The 20,905-nt window shown below is 63.3% G+C and carries 22 protein-coding genes and 1 tRNA gene; 16 read left to right on the forward strand and 7 right to left on the reverse strand.

The window, feature by feature from the left end; all coding sequences use genetic code 11:
- Window positions 1-109: 109 nt before the first annotated feature.
- From rplM to JQ572_RS27600, 5 genes are all read left to right on the forward strand, one after another.
- On the forward strand, window positions 110-574 hold the full coding sequence (rplM, locus tag JQ572_RS27580; RefSeq protein WP_091965253.1) for a 50S ribosomal protein L13: 465 nt from the start codon (window positions 110-112) through the stop codon (window positions 572-574).
- A gap of 1 nt (window position 575) precedes the next feature.
- Complete coding sequence (gene rpsI / locus JQ572_RS27585; protein WP_211385984.1) at window positions 576-1,055, forward strand: 30S ribosomal protein S9; 480 nt, start codon at window positions 576-578, stop codon at window positions 1,053-1,055.
- 229 nt (window positions 1,056-1,284) lie between these two features.
- Window positions 1,285-2,505, forward strand: a complete 1,221-nt coding sequence (locus JQ572_RS27590; protein WP_211385985.1) for a GGDEF domain-containing protein — start codon at window positions 1,285-1,287, stop codon at window positions 2,503-2,505.
- 57 nt (window positions 2,506-2,562) lie between these two features.
- Window positions 2,563-2,799 (forward strand): hypothetical protein, encoded by a 237-nt coding sequence (locus JQ572_RS27595; RefSeq protein WP_211385986.1) that lies wholly within the window; start codon window positions 2,563-2,565, stop codon window positions 2,797-2,799.
- Between the two features lie 101 nt (window positions 2,800-2,900).
- Window positions 2,901-3,197, forward strand: coding sequence for an antibiotic biosynthesis monooxygenase family protein (locus JQ572_RS27600; RefSeq protein WP_211385987.1), 297 nt, complete (start codon window positions 2,901-2,903; stop codon window positions 3,195-3,197).
- 91 nt (window positions 3,198-3,288) lie between these two features.
- Here JQ572_RS27600 and JQ572_RS27605 read toward each other — a convergent pair whose 3' ends face one another.
- Entirely contained in the window at window positions 3,289-4,422 is a 1,134-nt protein-coding gene (locus JQ572_RS27605; protein ID WP_211385988.1) for an AI-2E family transporter, read from the reverse strand.
- A 243-nt stretch (window positions 4,423-4,665) separates the two neighbouring features.
- Here JQ572_RS27605 and JQ572_RS27610 point away from each other — a divergent pair, with 243 nt between their 5' ends.
- The 6 genes from JQ572_RS27610 (at window position 4,666) to JQ572_RS27635 (ending at window position 11,470) form a co-directional block, all read left to right on the forward strand.
- Window positions 4,666-6,114, forward strand: a complete 1,449-nt coding sequence (locus JQ572_RS27610) for a hypothetical protein (RefSeq protein ID WP_211385989.1) — start codon at window positions 4,666-4,668, stop codon at window positions 6,112-6,114.
- A gap of 142 nt (window positions 6,115-6,256) precedes the next feature.
- Window positions 6,257-7,006 (forward strand): class I SAM-dependent methyltransferase, encoded by a 750-nt coding sequence (locus JQ572_RS27615; protein WP_211385990.1) that lies wholly within the window; start codon window positions 6,257-6,259, stop codon window positions 7,004-7,006.
- Window positions 7,003-7,869, forward strand: coding sequence for a glycosyltransferase family 2 protein (locus tag JQ572_RS27620; protein ID WP_211385991.1), 867 nt, complete (start codon window positions 7,003-7,005; stop codon window positions 7,867-7,869). The genes JQ572_RS27615 and JQ572_RS27620 overlap by 4 nt, the downstream gene beginning before the upstream one ends.
- 150 nt (window positions 7,870-8,019) lie before the next feature.
- The gene (locus tag JQ572_RS27625; RefSeq protein ID WP_211385992.1) at window positions 8,020-8,823 is read left to right on the forward strand and encodes a class I SAM-dependent methyltransferase; all 804 of its coding nucleotides are present in this window, start codon (window positions 8,020-8,022) and stop codon (window positions 8,821-8,823) included.
- A gap of 174 nt (window positions 8,824-8,997) precedes the next feature.
- Window positions 8,998-10,563 (forward strand): hypothetical protein, encoded by a 1,566-nt coding sequence (locus JQ572_RS27630; protein WP_211385993.1) that lies wholly within the window; start codon window positions 8,998-9,000, stop codon window positions 10,561-10,563.
- A 133-nt stretch (window positions 10,564-10,696) separates the two neighbouring features.
- A complete protein-coding gene (locus JQ572_RS27635) occupies window positions 10,697-11,470 on the forward strand; it encodes a gamma-glutamyl-gamma-aminobutyrate hydrolase family protein (protein WP_211385994.1) in 774 nt (257 codons plus the stop codon).
- 96 nt (window positions 11,471-11,566) lie between these two features.
- Here the strand turns inward: JQ572_RS27635 and JQ572_RS27640 are convergent, their stop codons facing one another.
- The 3 genes from JQ572_RS27640 to JQ572_RS27650 all read right to left on the reverse strand — a co-directional run bounded on the left by JQ572_RS27640 (window position 11,567) and on the right by JQ572_RS27650 (window position 13,870).
- Window positions 11,567-11,977, reverse strand: coding sequence for an EF-hand domain-containing protein (locus JQ572_RS27640; protein ID WP_211385995.1), 411 nt, complete (start codon window positions 11,975-11,977; stop codon window positions 11,567-11,569).
- Between the two features lie 132 nt (window positions 11,978-12,109).
- Complete coding sequence (locus JQ572_RS27645) at window positions 12,110-12,667, reverse strand: cytochrome b (protein WP_211385996.1); 558 nt, start codon at window positions 12,665-12,667, stop codon at window positions 12,110-12,112.
- A 225-nt stretch (window positions 12,668-12,892) separates the two neighbouring features.
- The gene (locus JQ572_RS27650; protein WP_211385997.1) at window positions 12,893-13,870 is read right to left on the reverse strand and encodes a GlxA family transcriptional regulator; all 978 of its coding nucleotides are present in this window, start codon (window positions 13,868-13,870) and stop codon (window positions 12,893-12,895) included.
- Window positions 13,871-14,022: 152 nt separating this feature from the next.
- Between JQ572_RS27650 and JQ572_RS27655 the strand changes: the two genes are divergently transcribed.
- The 3 genes from JQ572_RS27655 to JQ572_RS27665 are packed head-to-tail and all read left to right on the forward strand — an operon-like array spanning window position 14,023 to window position 15,101.
- Window positions 14,023-14,286 carry a tautomerase family protein gene (locus tag JQ572_RS27655; protein ID WP_211385998.1) on the forward strand — a complete coding sequence of 88 codons (264 nt, stop codon included), beginning with the start codon at window positions 14,023-14,025 and terminating at the stop codon, window positions 14,284-14,286.
- A gap of 43 nt (window positions 14,287-14,329) precedes the next feature.
- Window positions 14,330-14,713, forward strand: coding sequence for a type II toxin-antitoxin system HigB family toxin (locus JQ572_RS27660; RefSeq protein WP_249129425.1), 384 nt, complete (start codon window positions 14,330-14,332; stop codon window positions 14,711-14,713).
- Window positions 14,714-14,723: 10 nt separating this feature from the next.
- Complete coding sequence (locus JQ572_RS27665) at window positions 14,724-15,101, forward strand: helix-turn-helix domain-containing protein (protein ID WP_211385999.1); 378 nt, start codon at window positions 14,724-14,726, stop codon at window positions 15,099-15,101.
- 360 nt (window positions 15,102-15,461) lie between these two features.
- On the opposite strand, the gene glnA is transcribed toward JQ572_RS27665, so the two are convergent.
- Complete coding sequence (gene glnA, locus JQ572_RS27670; protein WP_211386000.1) at window positions 15,462-16,871, reverse strand: type I glutamate--ammonia ligase; 1,410 nt, start codon at window positions 16,869-16,871, stop codon at window positions 15,462-15,464.
- A 152-nt stretch (window positions 16,872-17,023) separates the two neighbouring features.
- A complete protein-coding gene (locus JQ572_RS27675) occupies window positions 17,024-17,362 on the reverse strand; it encodes a P-II family nitrogen regulator (protein WP_007603495.1) in 339 nt (112 codons plus the stop codon).
- 381 nt (window positions 17,363-17,743) lie between these two features.
- On the opposite strand from JQ572_RS27675, the gene JQ572_RS27680 reads away from it, so the two are divergent.
- Window positions 17,744-19,243, forward strand: a complete 1,500-nt coding sequence (locus JQ572_RS27680) for an NAD(P)H-hydrate dehydratase (protein WP_211386001.1) — start codon at window positions 17,744-17,746, stop codon at window positions 19,241-19,243.
- A 4-nt stretch (window positions 19,244-19,247) separates the two neighbouring features.
- Here the strand turns inward: JQ572_RS27680 and JQ572_RS27685 are convergent, their stop codons facing one another.
- On the reverse strand, window positions 19,248-20,576 hold the full coding sequence (locus JQ572_RS27685) for a multicopper oxidase family protein (RefSeq protein WP_211386002.1): 1,329 nt from the start codon (window positions 20,574-20,576) through the stop codon (window positions 19,248-19,250).
- A 152-nt stretch (window positions 20,577-20,728) separates the two neighbouring features.
- Here JQ572_RS27685 and JQ572_RS27690 point away from each other — a divergent pair.
- Window positions 20,729-20,813, forward strand: a tRNA-Leu gene (locus JQ572_RS27690).
- The last annotated feature ends 92 nt before the right edge of the window (window positions 20,814-20,905 follow it).

The following is a 20,905-nucleotide window of genomic DNA, read 5'->3' on the forward strand; positions in this document are numbered from 1 at the left end:
TATGTAATTTCCACATTCGGGCATTGACCGTTGCACGTCTCTTCTCTAGAAAACCGCGCAGTCCGGTGCGGTGTTCGCGCCGATGCTCCCCGTCCACGGAAACTCTGACATGAAAACCTTTTCGGCAAAGCCGGCTGAGGTGACGAAGAAGTGGGTACTGATCGACGCCAAGGGTCTGGTCGTCGGCCGTCTCGCCACCATCGTCGCCATGCGCCTGCGCGGCAAGCACCTCCCGACCTACACCCCGCACGTTGATTGCGGCGACAACGTCATCATCATCAACGCGCAGCATGCGGTCCTCACCGGTCGCAAGCGCGAGCAGAAGACCTATTACAAGCACACCGGCTATGTCGGCCATATCAAGGAGCGCACCGCGCGCCAGATCCTCGAGGGCAAGCATCCCGAGCGCGTGCTCGAGAAGGCCGTCGAGCGCATGATCCCCCGTGGTCCCCTCGGTCGCGTCCAGATGGGCAACCTCCGCGTCTATGGCGGCGCCGATCATCCGCACGAGGCCCAGACGCCCGAGAAGATCGACATCGCCAAGTTGAACCGCAAGAACACGAGGGCCGCATAACATGGCCGAATCCATCCAGTCGCTCGATCAGCTCTCGCAGCTCAAGACGGCGGCCGCGCCCGACGCGCCCAAGCACGAGAAGAAGGTCGACAAGTTCAACCGCGCCTATGCCACCGGCAAGCGCAAGGACGCGGTCGCCCGCGTCTGGATCAAGCCGGGCGCCGGCAAGGTCACGGTCAACTCGCGCGAGGTCGAGGTCTATTTCGCCCGTCCCGTGCTGCGCATGATGATCGAGCAGCCGTTCTCCGTGGCTGCGCGTTCCGGTCAGTACGACGTGATCTGCACCGTTGCCGGCGGCGGCCTCTCCGGCCAGGCCGGCGCGGTCCGTCACGGCATCTCCAAGGCGCTCACCTATTTCGAGCCGGAGCTGCGCGGCGTGCTCAAGAAGGGCGGCTTCCTGACCCGCGACTCCCGCGTCGTCGAGCGCAAGAAGTACGGTAAGGCCAAGGCCCGCCGGTCCTTCCAGTTCTCGAAGCGTTAATCGCTTCGGTCACATTCGCCGCGAAAGCGGCTTCAATGAGATGCAAAAGGGCGCTGATTTCAGCGCCCTTTTTGTTGTTCGTTTGTACGCAAATTGATGACGAGTTTCCTGAAAAGTTGGGCTTGCGTGAAAACCTGAATGGAACCCGCGAGACATAGCGTCGCATTTGGAAGGGCGCGCAAATCGGCTGAGCCGATCGCGTAATTGCTATGTTCAAGAGGGGGCCGACATGATGTCGCTCGATAGCATCACGCTCTATTTGGTCGCCACCATGGTTGCCGCACTGCTCGGCGCCATGATGGTTTTCTTTGGCAGGCAGGAGAACAGCCCTGCGCTGAAATGGTGGGGCACCGCCTATCTTCTCGGCGCCGCCTCGGTCGCGCTATGGACCGCAGCCGGCGAAAGCCTGGGCCCGCATCTTTACCTCGCGCTGAACGCGGTCGGTTTCGTCGCCTGCGGCATGGTGTGGAATGCGGCGCGTGTCTTCCACGGCCGCAAGCCGAACTGGCCAGGGCTCCTCGTCGGTGCGCTCGTTTGGACCGCCGCCGTTACACTGCTCGATCCTGCGGCTTCAATGCTGCGCATGATCGTCGGCGCCGGCATCGTGTCGGTCTATGCGGCGCTGACCGCGAGCGAGCTCTGGGTCGAGCGGCGCAAGAGCCTGCAACGGCGCTGGCCGGCCTTCGTGGTGCCGGTGATGCACGGCTGTGTCCTGATGCTGCCGATCCTGCTCGGCAGCTTCCTGCGCCCGCACGATGCCGGTTTCTCCACCAGCATCTGGGTCACCGTGTTCGCGGTCGAGCTGGTGCTCTATGCCGTCGGCACCGTGTTCGTGATCTTCATGCTGGTCTCGGAGCGCACCGTCACCGCGCACCGGACCGCGGCGTCCACCGATCCGTTGACCGGCATGCTCAACCGCCGCGGCTTCTCCGAGGCCTGCGGACGCGTGATCGAGCGCGAGGCCAAGGCCGGGCGTCCCGTGACCGTGATGATCTTCGACATCGACCACTTCAAGTCGATCAACGACCGCTTCGGCCATCCCGCCGGTGACGAGATGCTGAAACTGTTCTCGACCGTCGTCGTCAGCAATCTGCGCATGACCGACATGTCGGGCCGTATCGGCGGCGAGGAATTCGCGGCGCTGCTGCCGTGTTCGCTGGAGGAGGGCGTGCTGGTCGCCGAGCGCGTGCGCGAGGCGTTCGAGACCTCCGGTATCGTGGTCGATGAAGGCCCGGTCGACACCACCGTCAGCATCGGCGTCGCCGGCGGTCCGGCCGGCACCGAGCTCGAGGTGCTGCTGGCCTCGGCCGACACCGCGCTCTACCAGGCCAAGCGCGGCGGCCGTAACCGCGTCGAGGCGGCCGAGGAGCTGCCGCTGTCGCTGGAGAACTGGCGCCGCCAGAGCGCGGCGCGGATCGGTCCGCCGCAGGCGCGTCCGGTCACGGCTTGAGGCAAAGGGGCCCTGCGGTAATCCCCTGTTTACCATTCGATTCCTACCATCGTGGCCATGGAATCGATCCGTCGACAGAACCCGCAGGCCGCCCTGATGTCGCTCGAAGCCGCTGCAGCCTCGGCACGCGGCGGCTTCGCCTGCCTGTTCTCCACCGCGGACGAATACGAGAGTGCGCTGATCACCGAGCGCCGCGCCCAGGGGCGCTACGCGCAAGGCCGCAGCTATTGGCCGGCCGCGCTGTTCGTCGGTTGCGTTCTGATCGTTGCCGGCACCGCTTTGCTGTTCGCCTGAGAGCGCCGCATTTTTGGCCGATCAGGGCGCCGTTTCGGCGCCTTTTTCTTTGCCGCCGTCTGCGGTAGACACGCCCATCAAACAAAGAAGGGTGGAAACCGATGATCACCGAGATCGCGCAAATCGACGTCAAGCCGGGCAGCGAGAAGGACTTCGAGGCTGCCGTCGCCAAGGCCAAGGCCGCCTTTGGCCGCGCCAAGGGCTTTCACGGTTTCGAACTGCACAAGTCGATCGAGAAGCCGCAGCGCTACCGGCTGATGGTGAAATGGGACACGCTGGAAAACCACACCGTCGATTTCCGCGGCTCCGAGAACTTCACCGAATGGCGCGGCCTCGTCGGCCAGTATTTTGCCACGCCCCCCGAGGTCGAGCACACCGAGACCGTGCTGACGACCTGAGCGGCTTTATGTCGGGAGCATGATCTCCGCGCAAACGCGCTCCGCGTTTGTCGCGAGGAAAAACCGCTGCAAACTTTTCCGCAATCTTGTCCTACGCCGCCTCCGCCAGAGGCGGCGCCTCATACGTCTTGAAATGGTCGATCATGACCTTGGCGATGGCGACGAGCGGCAGCGCCAGCGCCAGGCCCCAGATTCCAAACACGACGCCGAGGAGGATCTGGAACGCGAACAGCGTCGCCGGCGGAATGTCCAGTGCCTGCCGCTGCAGGATCGGCGTCAGCACATAGCTCTCCATGGCGTGCACGCCCATGAAGAGGAGAAAGGCCGACAGCGCAGGGATCCAGCCCGAGGCGAGGCTCGCGAGCACCACGACGACGCCGGCAATGATGGCGCCGACGGTCGGGATGAAGGCGAGGAGGCCGGCCTGGATTCCCAGGATGAAGGAGCCGGGAATGCCGATGACGGCAAGCCCGATCCAGGTCACCACACCGACCGCAAGCATCACGATGATCTGCGCGATCAGCCAGCGCTCCAGCGTCTCGCCGATGCGGTCGATGATGAGGGTGACGCGGGTGCGGTGTCTGGCCGGCGCAAGGAACAGCAGGCCGTCGTGATAGACGCTGGGCTGGGCGGCGAAGGCAAGGCCCAGGAACAGCACGATGAAGATGTTGCCGACGGCGCTGATAGTTCCGAGCAGCAGCTTGAAGGTCTGGCTTACGATCGCTCCGCCGCTGGAGGCGAGCGCGCCTGCGCCCGACAATCCGCCGTGCGAGCCTGGGCTCGAGGCGGGTGTCGGGCCCGTGTCGGTCGAGGCGGCGGGGGCGGCATTGCCGAGGTCGAACACGCTGGTGTCGATGCCGTGGTTTTCGAGGAAGGACCGGACGTTGGTGATCTGCGACCTGATGGTCTTGCTCAGCAGCGAGGCCTGGTCGGCGATGGTGGCACCGCCGAGATAGGCAACGCCTCCGAGCATCGCGGCCAGCAACGTGCAGACGATCGCCAGCCGCACCGCATGCGGCAGGTGCAGGCGGCGGCCGAGTGCGTTGGTCAGCGCATTGAGGCCGACGCCGAGCAGCATGCCGGTGAAGATCAGGAGCAGGGTGGTCGCAAAATACCAGGTGAAGACCAGCATGGCCGTGAACAGCACGATACCGATGCCCCCGACCGAGATCGACCAGGCCAGATCGGTGCGGATCCGGGTTCGTTCGTCGGCGGAGACTGGCACGTCGCTTCCTCTTTCAAGCTGTCCTTGCGAAGCCACTCTTTCTTCTATTGCGGCCGGGATCAAGCCGCATCAACGTCGCTGGGACGATGGCGGTCCTTGAGATCTCGTTGGCCCAGACGTCGTCACGAGCCGCGGCATTGCGCGAGGAACGTGTCGATCGCACCCGTTGATTGACTCAACCGCTAGTTCTGGCACAGACTCGATTCAACGTATTTTTCGACGCCTGTTTCGAGAAGCAGTTTGATGAAGAGAATGAAGGCTCTTTTTGCAGCGATGCTCATCGTGGCGTCGCTTGGGGCCGCCAACTACGTGGCATGGCTCAGGTTGCATCCCGAAGTTTCGGCCGTGGAATCGATTAATGAGAAGGCGAAATACAACGCCCATGTTGTGATGCTTCACCAGCGCGCCATGGAGCGCGTCGATCCGGGCACGAGCGAATCATATTTGCCGGTCTACGACGCGCAAAATCCCGGATTGTTCCTGCTGGTGGCGGAACTCGCCATACGAGCCGGCGCGACGACTCCACTCCCGCTCGAAGTTCTTTCCATCCTGCTGTTCAATATTGGAGCCTTGTGCTTCTTCTTTTGGGTCTATTTGCTGTTCAGCGACGTCATCGCCGCAACGTTTGCCACCGTATTCCTGGTGCTGTCGCAGTTCTTCCTGTTCTTCTCCGGCGTCACGCACACGATGCCCTATGAGTTCGTGTTCTTCAACCTGACGCTGCTGCTCTTTCTGCTCTACTTGAAGCGAGGCGAGCGGGTCTATCTCGTGGGGTCGCTGCTGGCCATGTTCCTCATGGCCATGAACTACTGGTTCTACTATATGTCATCGTGGATCGTGATGGTCGGTCTCTGGTGGCAGTATCGAGGTCGCCCCCGCCTGCGTGACGTTGCGCTGATTTCCGCTCCGCTTGTCGCGGCCGCCACGCTTACAGCCGCCATGATCATGTTCATCGTCGGCGGCTTCACAAGCGGAATTCTGCGGATGCTGGACCTGTTCGTGGCTCGAACCGTCGACGCTCGCATGCCGAACAGCCATTGGTATCCTGGCGTCAAGTTTGTTTCTGCTGCGGATTGGGATCGCTATCCCGATGTCGTCGCATCCCGACTGGAATGGGCATATAGTTTTGACCTGCAATCCTTCTCGATTGCGGCCGGCTGTGCGGTGATCTTGCTGTCAATCCGCAAGCGCAGCTCTGCTGTGTCGGCTCTGATTCTTTTGCTTGGAAGCCTGTCCTGGTACTTCGTGATGCTCCAGCACACGTTTGTCCATTCATTCAGTGGTATGTATAGCTTCCTCGGCATATGTCCGCTATTTGGCTTGATGATCGCCGAAGCGGTTGTCCGCCTCTGCGACGCGCTGAGTTCCACCCGAGCCTGCTTCACGGGCGGAAGCATTAGGCGCGCGGTTCTTTCGACATGTGTTGCGGGGGTGATGGTCGTCGTGTCGTGGTGGGCGGTGGTTCCGTTCTATCGGAACTCCGTCGGGTTAATCAAAAAGACGGTCGCTATCGCGGCCGACGTCGAGAAGAAATATCGGCTGGCGGTCCAGGACGCCTGTCGCGATAATTCAAAGGTGACCCTGGAAGAGTTGAAAGGGGCCGCGCAAGCGTGGGGCTTCCAGTGGACCCCCGAAATCCTCGCTGCCACCAACCAAATGCCGACCTGTTCCCGTTATAGCAGCGTGCAATGAGAGCCGACTGATGTCGGTCGACCGGGACCTGCCGGTCTGGACCGACGGATTTGGGCGGCAACTGCAGCGCGACATGACGCGCGTATTCCCTTGAGAAGCGCAATTTGCCCTGCTAATCGATGGATCGGAAAGCAAGGTCCGCATGGTTCAAGCCTCTCGTCCGCACCAGCCTGTTTCATCTGACAGTCTCAAGACTGGTGCCGATACCTATTCGAGCGCGATTGCGGACGCCCAAAACTACATGGATTGGGTGATCGAACAGTTCCGCCCCTATTTGAAGGGCGAGATTCTCGAAGTCGGTTTCGGCCACGGTCACTACAGCAACAGGCTCAGCCAGTTCGGCGACTATTGCGGTGTCGACCATGATCGCGAGAGCGTCGAGCATGCCAGGACCGCGATGCCCGGCCGGAAGTTTGCCGTCTGCGACATCTTGGCGCGAGAGCAACTGCGCGGACTGTTTCCGCAGGGCGTCGATGCCGTCTTCACCATCAATGTGCTCGAGCACATCGAGGACGACGCCACGGCGATCGCCAATCTTGTCGACGTGCTGAAGCCGGGAGGGCACCTCCTGATCAGCGTGCCGGCTCTGATGCTGCTCTACAACGACCTCGACCGCCTGGCGGGGCACTGCCGCCGTTACACCACGACGCGTCTGGCCGATCTGCTTGCGGATCAGCCGGTCGAACTCGTTCGGCTCAGCTACTTCAATCCGATTGGCGGATTGGGGTGGCTTGCCAATCGCCTGAAGCGGCATCAGTCGCTGAACGATGACGCCGTCAACGGGCAGATTGCGCTATTTGACAAATATATCGTGCCGCTGTCGCGGGCGCTCGATCCGCTCTCGCGAAGTTTCTTCGGGCAATCCGTCACCTGCATTGCACGTCGCCGATGATCTCAGTCGTCATTCCCGCACTCAACGAGCGCAACGGCATCGTTGAAACCATTGATCGGGCCAAGGCGGCTCTCGACGGCGCTCAGCTCACTCCCTATGAAATCGTCGTCGTCGACGATGGTTCGGTCGACGGGACTGGCGCGCTCGCCGAGGAGGCGGGGGCAAAGGTGCTCAGGCATCCCCACAACATCGGCTATGGCCGCTCGCTGAAGGATGGAATTCGCGCCGCATCCTACGATACGATCGTCATCAGCGATGCGGATGGTTCCTACCCGATGGAGGCGATCCCGGCACTGGTCGCGCGCTTTGGACAGGGTTTTGACATGGTCGTCGGCGCTCGGACCGGGCCCAACTACCGGGAGTCGATGCTGAAGTCGCCGTTGCGCGCCGTCCTGAAGGCGATCGTCGAATTCACCGCCAACCGCGACATTCCCGACATCAACTCCGGCCTTCGTGTGTTCGGCCGGCAGGTCGCCATCTCCTACTTCCAGCACGTCAGCGATCTGTTCAGCTTCACGACGTCGCTGACACTGGCCTACATGATGAACGCAAAATTCGTCGACTACGTCAACATCGACTACAAGACGCGGATCGGTCGCTCCAAGGTGAACCTGTTCCGCGACTCCGTCAGGACCCTGCAATATGTCCTGGAGGCCTGCACCTACTACAATCCGCTGAAGATCTTCGTGCTGCTGGCAATGATGTGCATGGCGCTCGCACTGGTCTCGCTGGTCGGCGGGATCATCCTGCAGCTCGTCAGTGCCTTCGTCCTGGGCGTCGGCGCGATCCTGCTCAGCATTCTCGTCGTCGCGATGGGACTGCTCGCGGTGCTCCTGAAGCAGATCATGAACCAGCGATCATGACCTTCCTGTGCGAGGGAACGCGATGTGCGGCATAGCGGGCGTCGTTCATCGTGACGGTCGCGCCGCCGACGGCCGTGCGGCGGCGGCGATGTCGGCTGCGCTGCTCCATCGTGGACCGGACGGCGAGGGCACCTGGCCAGGAACAAACGCATGCCGGACCTGAAGGATCAGACGATCAGCGATTTCGGGGAGCAATGGACCGCGTTCCGCGACAACCCCGGCTATTACGGGTCGGCAGCTCTCCTTGCCGATCTGTTCGGGCCGTTGCTCGCCCTGGATGACGTCAAGGGCAAGCGGGTCGCCGATATCGGCAGCGGCACGGGGCGCATCGTCAACATGCTGCTCGATGCCGGGGCCGGTCATGTCGTTGCGGTCGAGCCCTCCGCCGCCATGACGGTCCTGAAGGAAAACACGGCCCAGGGCGCCGACCGCGTCGCGTATTTGCAGGTGCCCGGCGATCAGTTGCCGCCCGATCTCGAACTCGACTACGTGGTTTCGATGGGCGTCCTGCATCACATCCCCGCGCCGGCGCCCGTCGTCCGCGCGGCCTACGATGCGTTGCGCCCCGGCGGACGCTGCATCGTCTGGCTCTACGGCTACGAAGGCAACGAGACCTATCTGTCGCTCGCGATTCCGCTGCGCAAGCTCACCGTTCTGCTGCCGCATCGGCTGCTCGTGGCGCTGTCCTATGGTCTGGAGTGGGTGCTGACGGCCTATATCGGGCTGTGCCGGATATTGCCGCTCCCGATGCGGTCCTACATGCGCTCGGTGCTGGCGAAGTTTCCGCGCAGCGTTCGCCGCTTGACCATCTACGACCAGCTCAATCCCGCTTACGCGAAATACTACACGCGCGCCGAGGCAGAGGCGCTGCTGTCGGATGGCGGATTCGGGGATATCAGGCTCTACCATCGCCACGGCTATAGCTGGACGGTGTCCGGCACCCGGCCGGCATGAGGTGATCCGCCCTGACGTTCTTGGCGAAGGCCCGTCGCCGCCTTCGCGCAGTCAATCGATCCGGAGAAGCCATTGCCAGCTACCGACATCAAAGGCGCAGGGGCGCCGCCTACGGGCCGGCCGGCACTGGCCGCATGGACCGGCCGTCTCGCATGGCTCGGGATCTGGTTCTGGGTGGTCGCCCTCGCGCTGACGGTGCATCTCGCTTTTCTGGTGGCCTGGCCGGACCATTTCCTCCACGAGGATGGCGGCGCCTATCTGGACGAAGCGGACGCCATTCTGAAGGGCCACTATCTCGACGATGCGGGGAAGCGGCCGTACGGCGTGGCGGTCTTCCTGGTGCTGCTCTCCAAGCTGTTCGGGCCGCATATCCTGGTCTTCGTCATCGCCCAGCATCTGCTGAGCATCGGCACGGCCCTGCTCATCGCCGCGACGGTGCGCCTTGCCGGTGCGCCCCGTATCATGTCGGTGCTGGCCTTTCTGATCGCCGCGCTCTATGGGCGCACGGTTCACTACGACAACACGATCGGCGCCGAGACCATTTCCAATTTCCTGGTCAGCCTTGCGGCCTTCATCGCCGCAGGCCTCGCCTTCAGGAAATGGCCGCCGTACCTCGCTGCGGCGGCCGCAGGGGCGACCCTCGGGGCCGTCATGACCTGCAGATCGGCGGCGGTCGGACAGGCCGCCGTCATCCTGCTCTGGCTGGCCGTGGTGCTGGATGCCGGATGGGGCCGCCGACTGGCCGTGCTCGCACTGGCAAGCGGCCTTGCCACCGCCGTTTATCTGATCCCGACGGCGGTCAATTACGCGATCGGAAAGCGTTCGGTCGGCAATGAGAGCCTTGCGGTCATGGCTTTCGTTGTCGGCTATTCCGCCGACTACGACCACGGTATCTATCTCGACCGGAAAGCCAACGCGCGGGCGTTTGTCGAGAAGATGAGGGCGGCCGACACCCCGACCGGCTGGGCCGATCCTGGCGTGTATCAATGGCCCTTCCGCGCCATCCAATTGCTGCCGAAACCCGGCGATAGCCAGGCCGAGATCGAAAAGATGGTTCGCGATATCTTTATCGAAACGCTGACCACCCCGTCGACGCTGTATCGGCATGTCACCAGGCATTTTTTGCGCGAGATGTACTTCCTGCTGTTCGATGGAAATACCGTGGCGCGGCGTGCGTCCAGTCCGCAGGGTTACGAGTACTTCGCCCAACGGGACCTGTACCCGCTCTTTGGAAGTCCGACCGGGTTCAAACGCGGGCAACTGGTTCACGACTATTACAAGCCATATTCTCGGCTGGAGGGGCGGATCCTGCCGACGCCGGATCAATTGCAGCAGGGGCTGGATTTCCTGCTGGCGCGCGGCTACCAGCCGCGCGGGGATCGGGCCAAGCTGTGCTGCGGAGTGACCGTCTCGAGCGAGTACGATGACCTCCCAGGACCGATCCGGTGGATGTCTGCCGCGATGCTGATCCTCGCAGTCGTCCTGCTCGCGGGCGTCGTCGGCGCACGGCTCGGATGGGCGCCGCCCTTGCCTGCGGACCTGGTGACGGGTGGCACATTGATGGTCCTGCTCGCGCTGGTCAGCGCCGCGTTTCCGGCATTCCTCATCTATGGGCTCAATCGCTATGCCTACTACGTCATCCCGTTCCTCGGCGGCGCCAGCGCCATCCTGGGGGCCGTTCTGCTCGACCGGATCCGGCTCTTGGCCGGCTCCTGGCCCTTGCGGCGCGCAGGTACCTGAGGGACCGCCCGGCCGCCGAGGCGGCACAGGTGGCGCGAAAATAGCATTGCCGTCCCGCGATCCCTTCGGTTGAATTTGCTCCATCAGAAGGGCATGTTTGGAGAATCTTCTTACGCGGAGGTCGGAACGGGAGATGAGAAAGCCGGTCGTCGGCGTGATCGGGAACGCCCATCGCGTCGAAAATCGATTTCAGGTCCAGATGGTCGGCGAGCGTAATCTGCGCGCCGTGGCCGAGGTTTCCGGCGGCCTGCCGGTGATGTTCGCGGGCTCGCCCGACATCACCGATATCGCGGCGTTGCTCGATACCGTCGACGGCGTCATCCTCACCGGCGCCCGCGCCAACGTGCACCCGACCCGTTTCAACGTCGACCCCTGCGAGAAGCACGAGCCCTACGACATCCACCGCGACGAGGTGGCGCTGGCGCTCTCGGTGGCCTGCGTGGCCCGCGGTATCCCGCTGTTCGGCATCTGCCGCGGCCTGCAGGAGATGAATGTCGCCTTCGGCGGGTCGCTGCACCCCGAGATCCGCGAAATCCCCGGCCGGATGAACCACCGCATGCCCAGGCTCGAGAACGGCGAGATCCATCCCGACCCGACCGTGGTGTTCGCCGATCGTCACGACGTCGAGCTGACGCCCGGCGGCGCGTTCGCAACGCTGCTCGGCTGTGAGCGGATCCGGGTCAATTCGCTGCATGGCCAAGGCATCCTGGAGCCCGGAAAGCGCGTGCTGATCGAAGGCATCGCCGAGGACGGCACCATCGAGGCGATCCGGATCGCCGAAGCCCCGACCTTTGCGCTCGGCGTGCAATGGCACGCCGAATACGATCCGCAGCGCAATCCGATCAACCGCAAGCTGTTCGAGGCGTTCGGCGAAGCGCTGGTGGAGCGGCAGCGCGCGGCGGCGTAGATCACTTTCTTGCCCCGGACAGGCGAAGCGCGGATCCGGGACCCACGCCGGCCGGAGGTCCTCCTGGGTGATGGTTCGTTTGGCGGACAGTCTGGCCTAGTTTCTGGCTCGGATGAACGCTTGCATCTCTTCCGGCGTGAGCTTGCCATCCTTGTTGCTGTCCATCGCCTTGAAAATCCGCTCGTGGGCTGCCTGAAACTCTGCCAACGAGATGGCTCCGTCACCGTCGGCGTCCATCAGTGCGAACATCATGCGGAACATGATCGGAGGCCCCATCGCGTCCACGCCCATCGTGCTGCGACCCTTCATAGCGTTACCCATCATGCCTCCACCACCCATCATGCCTTGTCGCTCTCCGGACCGGCTTGCGGGGGGCGTCGTTTGCGCGGGCGTCGACACTTGGTCCGATCCCGGATGATGGCCCTCGTGATCAGATGCCGTCTGAGCGAATGCGGGATGGTTCAGGGCAGCAAACAACAGCGCCGCAGCAATGGTTGGACGTCGCATGGTTGTTTCTCCGACGTTGATCCGAAATCCCGACGATGCCGATCCGGACCGGGTTCGGCTTGAGGCAGATCAATATGGCGGGTAGGGAACGCCGCTCGGTTTCGAGGATGTCTGCGGTCCTGTGCTACGCCATCATTTGCCGCGAGGCAGCATGCGGTTCAGCGTATTGTCGCGAAAAACAACATGATGGATCAGAGCTGCGCCGGCATGAAAGAACGCGACGAATACAAGCGCGTGGGCTGCAATTTCGTGGATCTCCTTGACCGAATGGGCAAAGGCTCGATCTCGTATCCATGGCGATGAGATTTCGTAGATGCCGAGCAGCGGCAACGCCTCGCCACGCGCAAACTGCGTGACGATCCCGGCGATGGGAACGACAGCGAGCAAGGCGTAGAGCGCATAGTGAAAAAGACGGGCGGTTGGGTCGGCGAAGGCGCCAAGCCATCTGCGGAATTCGTTTGGCTCGGGAGGCGGCGGCGGAACGGCCGCCCTCCACGCCACGCGCATGATCAGCGCGGCCAGGATCAACAGGCCGGCGGAAACATGAACGAGCAGGCCCGTCTCGCGAGCGCCACCCTTGGGCAAGTCATCGCCAAATATGCCGAGCGTCCACGCAACGATCACCAGGACCGCCGTCGCCCAGTGGAAGAACTGGGGAACGGTCCCGTATCGGTCGGGCGAATTCGTCAATTGTGCCTCCGTTGATCTTCGATCCGGTAGCGCGGGCCAGCCCTTCGAGGACCAATGCATCAGAAAATTCGCTGCGACTCTTTGATCCGCCTCATGGCGCGACCTGTTTCTTGCGCGAGGCGGCATCTCGATAATCGGGCGAGGGCTGAATTTTGCGACCCCTGAGGCGAGTTCCATCCCGGGCGAGCAAGTTGCCATGCTCGGTCGAACACCCTTGGTGCGCGGCTACGCGGCTCGCTCCATCCGCCGCGCGCGATAGGCCTGCGGTGACATCAGGGTCAGCTTGCGGAACGCCTTGCGAAAGCTGCTCTCGTCCTCGTAGCCGGCCGTGCGTGCGATGGTCTTGACCGGCTGCGTCGTCGTCTCCAGCAGCGTGCGCGCGTGCTCGACGCGGCGGCGCGTGATGAAGGCTTGCGGCGGTTCGTGCGTGAGCTCCTGAAACTTCCGGTTCAGCGTGCGCTCGCTGAGGCCGAGCGCGCCGGCGAGGCGCTTGACCGTCATCGGCCGCTTGCCGGTGCGGCGAACCAGCAGGTCGGCCCTGGTCAGCAACGGGTCCTGCGACAGCAAATAGCCGACGGGCATGAAGATCGACTGGCTGCGCTGCGCGGTGTCGATCACGACGTAGTCCGCGCAGAGTTTTGCGATCTGCTTGCCGTCGACCATCTCGATCAGCCGGAGCAGGAGGTCGACCCACGACATCGGTCCGGCCGCGCAGACGATGCGGTCCGCCACGGTGATGACGGCGTCGGCGGCAAGGTCGATCGTGGGGTGGCGCTGCCGCAACTCGCCTTGCAGCCACCAGGTGATGGTTGCGCGGCGGTTGTCGAGCAGGCCCGCCCCCGCAAGCAGGAACACGCCGCTGCAGAACGCGCCGATCAGCCGGCCATTCGCGTGCTGCTGCCGGAGCCAGGCACCGGCACGGGCATATTGCGGTTGCAGGCGCTCGGCAGTGACGTGATCGACGAGGTTGCCGGGGACGATGATCGCATCATGGCGAGCGCGTCCGCCGATCGCGCCGTCGACCGCGACCATCTGGCCGCCGCCGGCACGCACGGCCTTGCCGTCGAGCGAGAGCGTCTCCCAGGCGAAGCGCGTTTTCGCGCCGCTCTGCTGCATCACGTGGTTGGCGAGCGACAGGATGTCGGCGACGCCCGAGATCGCCGAATGCATGCAACCTTCCAGCGCCAGAATTGCGAGCTTCATGGGACCTCCGGGGGTGATGCCGCGATCCTATCCGATCGGCACGGATGGCGCGTGGCGGAAATTGCCCGATCTCTGTCTTGTCCGCCACTGCCGTCCGGGCGGTGTCAGGTCCAATCTCGCTCCGTCGTCACACGACATGACCGGAGAGAGACATGCCTTACATCACCATTTCCACCGTTCGCGGCATTCTGGATGCCGCGCAGAAGAAGACCCTGCTCGAACGCGTCACCGACCTCCTGGTCGAGGTCGAAGGGCAGGGCAACCCGGAATTCCGCCGCAACGTCTGGGTCAGGATCGAGGAGCAGGAGCCCTCGCACTGGTCGCTCGGCGGCATGCAGCCGACCAGCGAGATCATCGCGAGCACGTTCGGCACGATCGGGGCGGACGGGGTGCGGGTCGGGCGGCTGAAGACGTAGCCAGAGGGTGAGGCGAAGTCCATGCTGGTCCCAGGTCTGCAAGATGGGCTTCGTCTCGCTATGCCGCGACATCAGCAGCGGGCGCGGTCTTCACGCGATGTTCCCAATATGGGAATATCGTTTCGTGCGGATCATCAAACAATCCACGCTGGCCAAATTCGCCGCGGCAAACCCCAAGGCGAAGCCCGCGATCGCCCGATGGGTCAAGCTCGTCAGGGCCGCCGGATGGGCTTCGATGAATGAGATTCAGACGACTGTACCGGGAGTTGTCGTTCTGAACGGCGAGCGGGCCCGTTTTGAAATCGCGGGCGGCAGTTTTCCCCTGATCGTGGCATTCGCGTTCAAGCACCAGATTGCGTTCATCAAATTCACCGGTACGCATGCAGAGTACGACAAGATCGATGCGTTGGCGGTTGCGATGTACTGAGGGAAGAACCATGGAAATCCATCCCATTCGGACAGAGGCGGACTATGATGCTGCTGTCGCTGAAATCGAACGGCTCTGGGGGGCGGAGCCCGGGACTGATGATGGCGACAAGCTCGATATTCTCGCAACGCTCGTTGAGAAGTACGAGACCTCACATTGGCCGATCGATGTGCTGCGTCTCGACCCGATCGATATGCTGAACTATCTGATCGACGAAGGCGGACACACTCAAGCAGAACTCGCGGAGCTATTGGGGTCGCGCTCGCGTGCGTCCGAGATATTGAACAGAAGACGCGCGCTGACGGTCGAGATGATCTTTCGGATCAGCGAGGCCTGGAAAGTGCCTGCCGAACTCCTGGTCAAGCCGTATCGGTTGAATGCGGTTTAGCATTTGGGATGGTCCTCGCTTCAGCGAAACCCGTCGTTTTCTTGCGAGGGCGACACCGCTCGATGGCGAGAAAGTCGCGCTAAGTCTTCTCGGAGAGAAACCCATCGAGCGCGTTTCAATCCGCTCGGACACAGGGGGCCTGTCGATTTCGCTTCCTGGCAATGTCGCCCTGGAAGTTCTCAACATGTCGTCTGGTTACGAGGGATGGCAGAAGGGCATTCCGGGGCTATCCATCATTGCGACCGGAGGCGGAGAATTAGCTAGCGATCATCGCCAAGAAGCACGAGCATTAGTCTCACAAAACGAAAAGGCGCCTCCTTTCGGAAGCGCCTTTTGCTTGTCGCAGTCGGTTCGGGCCGCTTAGCCCGAATAGTACATCTCGAACTCGACCGGGTGCGGGGTCATCTCGAAGCGGGCGACTTCCGTCATCTTCAGCTCGATATAAGCATCGATGAAGTCGTCGTCGAACACGCCGCCGTTCTTGAGGAAGCCGCGGTCCTTGTCGAGGTTTTCCAGCGCCTCGCGCAAGCTGCCGCACACCGTCGGGATCTGCTTGAGCTCTTCCTTCGGCAGGTCGTAGAGGTCCTTGTCCATCGCCGGACCGGGATCGATCTTGTTCTTGATGCCGTCGAGGCCGGCCATCAGCATCGCGGCGAAGCCGAGATAGGGATTGGCGAGCGGATCGGGGAAACGCACCTCGACGCGCTTGGCCTTCGGCGAAGCGGTGTAGGGGATGCGGCAGGAGGCCGAACGGTTGCGCGCGGAATAGGCGAGCAGCACGGGGGCCTCATAGCCCGGGACCAGACGCTTGTAGGAGTTGGTCGACGGGTTGGTGAAGGCGTTGATCGCCTTGGCGTGCTTGATGATGCCGCCGATGTAGTGGAGGCAGGTCTCGGACAGGTCGGCGTATTTGTTGCCGGCGAACACCGGCTTGCCGTCCTTCCAGATCGACTGGTGCACGTGCATGCCCGAGCCGTTGTCGCCGAAGACCGGCTTCGGCATGAAGGTGGCGGTCTTGCCGTAGATGTGCGCGACCTGGTGGATGCAGTACTTGTAGATCTGCATGTGGTCGGCCATCAGCGTCAGCGTGTCGAACTTCATCCCGAGCTCGTGCTGGGCGGAGGCGACCTCGTGATGGTGCTTCTCGACCTTGACGCCCATCTTGGCCATGGCGCCGAGCATCTCGGAGCGCATGTCCTGCACCGAGTCCTGCGGCGGGACCGGGAAATAGCCGCCCTTGGTGCGGACGCGGTGGCCGAGATTGCCGCCTTCGTATTCGGTGTCGGAGTTGGTCGGCAGCTCCGAGGAGTCGAGGCGGAAGCCGGTGCTGTAGGGGTTGGCGGAGAACCGCACGTCGTCGAACACGAAGAACTCGGCTTCGGGGCCGACGAACACGCTGTCGCCCACGCCCATCGACTTCACCATGGCCTCGGCCTTCTTGGCGATGCCGCGGGGGTCGCGGTTGTAGGGCTCGCCGGTGGTCGGCTCGAGCACGTCGCAGGTGATGACCATCGTGGTCTCGGCGAAGAACGGATCGATCGTCGCGGTCACCGGATCGGGCATCAGGCACATGTCGGACTCGTTGATCGCCTTCCAACCGGCAATCGAGGAGCCGTCGAACATCGTCCCTTCGGCGAAAATGTCCTCGTCGATCATGCTGATGTCGAACGTGACGTGCTGCCACTTGCCGCGCGGATCGGTGAAGCGCAGGTCGACGTACTTAACGTCGTTGTCCTTGATCGATTTCAGGACGTCTTTGGCGGTCTTCATGCATACCCCTTTTGGCTCTGCGGGACGGTTTCCAGATGAGCAAAATTATTCTCGCTTTTCGGCGAGTTTTGCGCGACCGCACAAACGAAATCAGGCCGCCGAAGCAGCCTATTTCTTGTCAGAGTGTCGCAAAACGCGGGATAGCACCCGGCTCAGATAGCGTCCAGCCCGGATTCGCCGGTTCGGATGCGGATCGCCTCTTCGATGTTGGAGACGAAGATCTTGCCGTCGCCGATGCGCCCGGTCTGCGCGGCGCGGCGGATCGCATCGATCGCCCGCTCGACCAGATCGTCGCCGATCACGATCTCGATCTTCACCTTGGGCAGGAAGTCGACGATGTATTCTGCGCCGCGGTAGAGCTCGGCGTGACCCTTCTGCCGGCCAAAGCCCTTGGCTTCTGTGACGGTAATGCCTTGCAGGCCGACTTCCTGAAGCGCTTCCTTCACCTCGTCGAGCTTGAATGGCTTGATGATGGCTTCGATTTTCTTCACTGCGCGCCTCCCGGCCTTTCGATCAAATAGCAACGTCTTCGTCAGGATGCGCTTTTCTTAACGCACGATCTTGTCTTCGCAATGCCGGGATCCCTGACGAGACCGGCAACGTCGGCCGGCCACACCCTGATAAATGCCAGTGAGCACGACGAACCGAAGCGGCTTCCTCGAAAGCAGGGTCTATGCCAAGTTGCAAATGCCCTGATTATTGGAGCGTTATCAGCCTTTTAACGAGCATCCCTGATAGGTGGCGCCGACCGGCACAAAATACCTAAGACTACGAAATAGGCAATCGGTTCAATATGTGTGCAGATCGTCGTTCCGGTCACCTCATCGGCACGGAAGATGCCTGTTGAAAAGGCGTTTGGACAGGGAAGTGGCATGGAAGTTCTGACCAATGCTGAAATGCAGCGCGCCGACCAGCTCAGCATCGCGGCAGGCACGCCCGGCTTCAAGCTGATGCTCAGCGCCGGCCAGGCGGTCGCGGAGGCGGCCAATGCGCTGGCGGAGGAGGGACCGATCCTGATCGTCGCCGGTCCCGGCAACAATGGCGGCGACGGTTTTGTTGCAGCGGCCGAGCTCGCCGCCCAGGGCCGCGAGGTCTCGGTGATCCTGATGTGCGAGCGCGACCAGCTTCAGGGCGATGCGGCCTCCGCGGCGCGCGGCTGGAAGCTCCCGGTGCTGCCGTTCAACCCGCAGGCGATCGGAAAGCCCGCTTTGATCATCGATGCGCTGTTCGGCGCAGGCCTCAGCCGTCCCGTCGACGGCGAGGCGCGTGCGATGATCGAGGCGATCAATTCCAACAGCGCGCCCGTGCTGGCGGTCGATCTGCCGAGCGGCATCAACGGCACCAATGCGGCGGTGATGGGCGCGGCCGTGAACGCCACCGAAACCGTCACCTTCTTCCGCAAGAAGCCGGCGCATCTGCTCTTGCCCGGCCGGATGCATTGCGGCCGGGTGCGCGTCGCCGACATCGGCATCGAGGCTCAGGTGCTGGACGAGATCGCGCCGCAGATATTCGAGAACGATCCGGATTTCTGGGGCGCCGCCTTTCCGGTGCCGCGCATCGACGGCCACAAATACGCACGCGGGCATGTGCTCGCGATCTCCGGCGATGCCGCCGCCACCGGTGCGGCGCGGCTCGCCGCGCGCGGCGCGCTGCGCGCAGGCGCGGGTCTGGTGACGCTGGCGAGCCCGCGCGATGCGCTTGCGATCAATGCCGCCGCGCTGACTGCGGTGATGGTTCGTCCCGTGGACACCGCGATCGAGTTCGGCGAGCTGCTCGGCGACAAGCGCTACAACACCTGCGTGATCGGCCCGGGCGCCGGCATTGGGGATCGCACCTGCGACATGGTTCACACCGCGCTCACGGCGCAGCGGCACCTGGTGCTGGACGCCGATGCGCTGACGAGCTTTGCCGCGACGCCCGAGCGCCTGTTTGAATCGATCAAATCCTCGCAGGACAATGCGGTGGTGCTGACGCCGCACGAGGGCGAGTTTCCGCGCCTGTTCTCCGATCTCAGCAACAAACATCCGGGCCGCTCGAAGTTCGAGCGCGTGCGCGTCGCCGCCGAGCGCTGCGGCGCGGTCGTGCTGTTGAAAGGACCTGACACCACGATCGCCGCGCCCGACGGCCGTGTCACCATCGCCGCCAACGCGCCGCCCTGGCTCGCCACCGCCGGCGCTGGCGACGTGCTCGCCGGCATCATTGCGGGGCTGCTGGCGCAAGGCGTGCCGGCGTTCGAGGCGGCCAGCATCGCCGTGTGGATGCATGGCGAAGCGGGAAGCGAGGCAGGGCCGGGGCTGATCGCCGAAGATCTCACTGAAACGCTGCCGGCGGTGCACCGGCGGATCTATAGCGCGCTCGGGGTCGAATACTGAGCGTTCACTCCACCGCGTACCAGCGCACCAGCCGCGGTGCGGCCCAGTCGGTCGCAACGGATTCCATCAGCCATCGCCCGGGGGAGGTCGCCGCGAAGGCGATGCGCTGGGTCTGGCCGGGCTCGATTGCGAGCGTGTCGAGCCAATAGGGCTTCCAGCCATCGTCGAGCTTGTCGAGCAGGCGGAAATGGTGGCCGTGGAGATGAAAGACGGTGGTAACCGGCGCGGGGTTCTTGAGCGCCAGCGCGATCGTGCGGCCCGCCTTGGCGCGGAAGGCGGGGGCGGAGCCGGTGGAGAAGCTTGCGGGCCGGATCCACCCGGCTTCGGGCGCACCGAGCGCGACATCGAACCGCATGGCCCCCTTCAGATCGAGCTTCTCGGGCAGGTCATTCGAAGGAAGTGGCTGCAGCATCGGCGCGCGCCGTTCCCGCGCCCGTTCGCCGGAAATGGTGAGACTGCCGACACGGCGCGCCTCCTTGCCGTCATGCAGCAGGAATGGGGCCGATGTGGCCGCATCCACGACCGCGTCGGCGCGCGCGCCGGGGGCCAGCACCAGGGCGCCGTTGCGCGCCGGGAACGGTTCGGCCGGCTGTCCGTCGAGGGCGATCATCCGGACGTCGTGGTTTTCCAATTTGATCGCCAGAACAGACCGTTGCGAGCCGTTGATGAAGCGCAGCCGCAGCCGTTCGCCGGCGGAGGTTGAGAGTTCGAATGAAGGCTGCCCGTTGATGGTATAGAGCGGTGTCGTGTCCTTCGGTTCGCGGCCGGGGGGAAGCGCGGTCCCGTCCTGCCTCACGCGCCATTCCTCGATCAAAAGGACCACGTCACGATCGACGGCGACCCGGTCCGACTCGGCGGCGATGATCGGAAGCGGACGCGCGGGATGCTTCAGGCCGTCCTCGAAGAGACGGAAGTCGGCCAGCAGGGTTCCCGCATTTGTTATTGAAATAATTGATGTTTCAGTCGCATCCGGTGCGGTCGGCGCGCGCCCTCTGAGCGGGTCTGCCGCGGTCGGGCCATTGAGGCCGTACCAGACTGGGGCAAGCGGCACAGGTAACTCATTGCGGAAGACCACCTCGCAACGGTCGCCGCGCTTGAGACGGACATTCCCAAGGTGACTTACTGCGGCCAGCTCCCAAATCGGTGTAGCCGGCTGACCCGGCGTCAGAACCAGAGTTGCCGGCCTCGCCTGAAGGGCGAGCTGGGCGGTTACGAGCGGGGCTGCGCCGCCGGCCATCAGCCCGGCCGCCGAGGCGGCAAATCCGGCGCCAAATCCGGCGCCAAGGCCGGTCAAAACCTCGCGCCTCGTCGGGTCGAAGATCCGCGTTTTCATGCGGCGATCCGGACCACGCCGCGCTGGATAAGTCCAGTCGCCATGCCTACTTGATGCCTGCCTCGATCAGGCCATTTTTTTGCTGCGAACAGGCGGGCACATGCTATAAGCCCGCCGCCCGCGGCATCGCGGCCGGTCTTGATGCAAATTACGCGGGCGTGGCGGAACTGGTAGACGCGCTGGATTTAGGTTCCAGTGACGAAAGTTGTGGGGGTTCGAGTCCCTCCGCCCGCACCAAGCGCTTTCAGCGTTTGCACGGATTACGAGGGCCTGCTTCGGCGCGGATGTTTGTCCGCCTGAAGCCGGTCCGATCAACCGCCGGCGTTGAG

This window comes from Bradyrhizobium sp. SZCCT0153 (assembly GCF_018129995.1).
GTDB classification, from domain to species: Bacteria; Pseudomonadota; Alphaproteobacteria; order Rhizobiales; family Xanthobacteraceae; genus Bradyrhizobium; species Bradyrhizobium japonicum_G.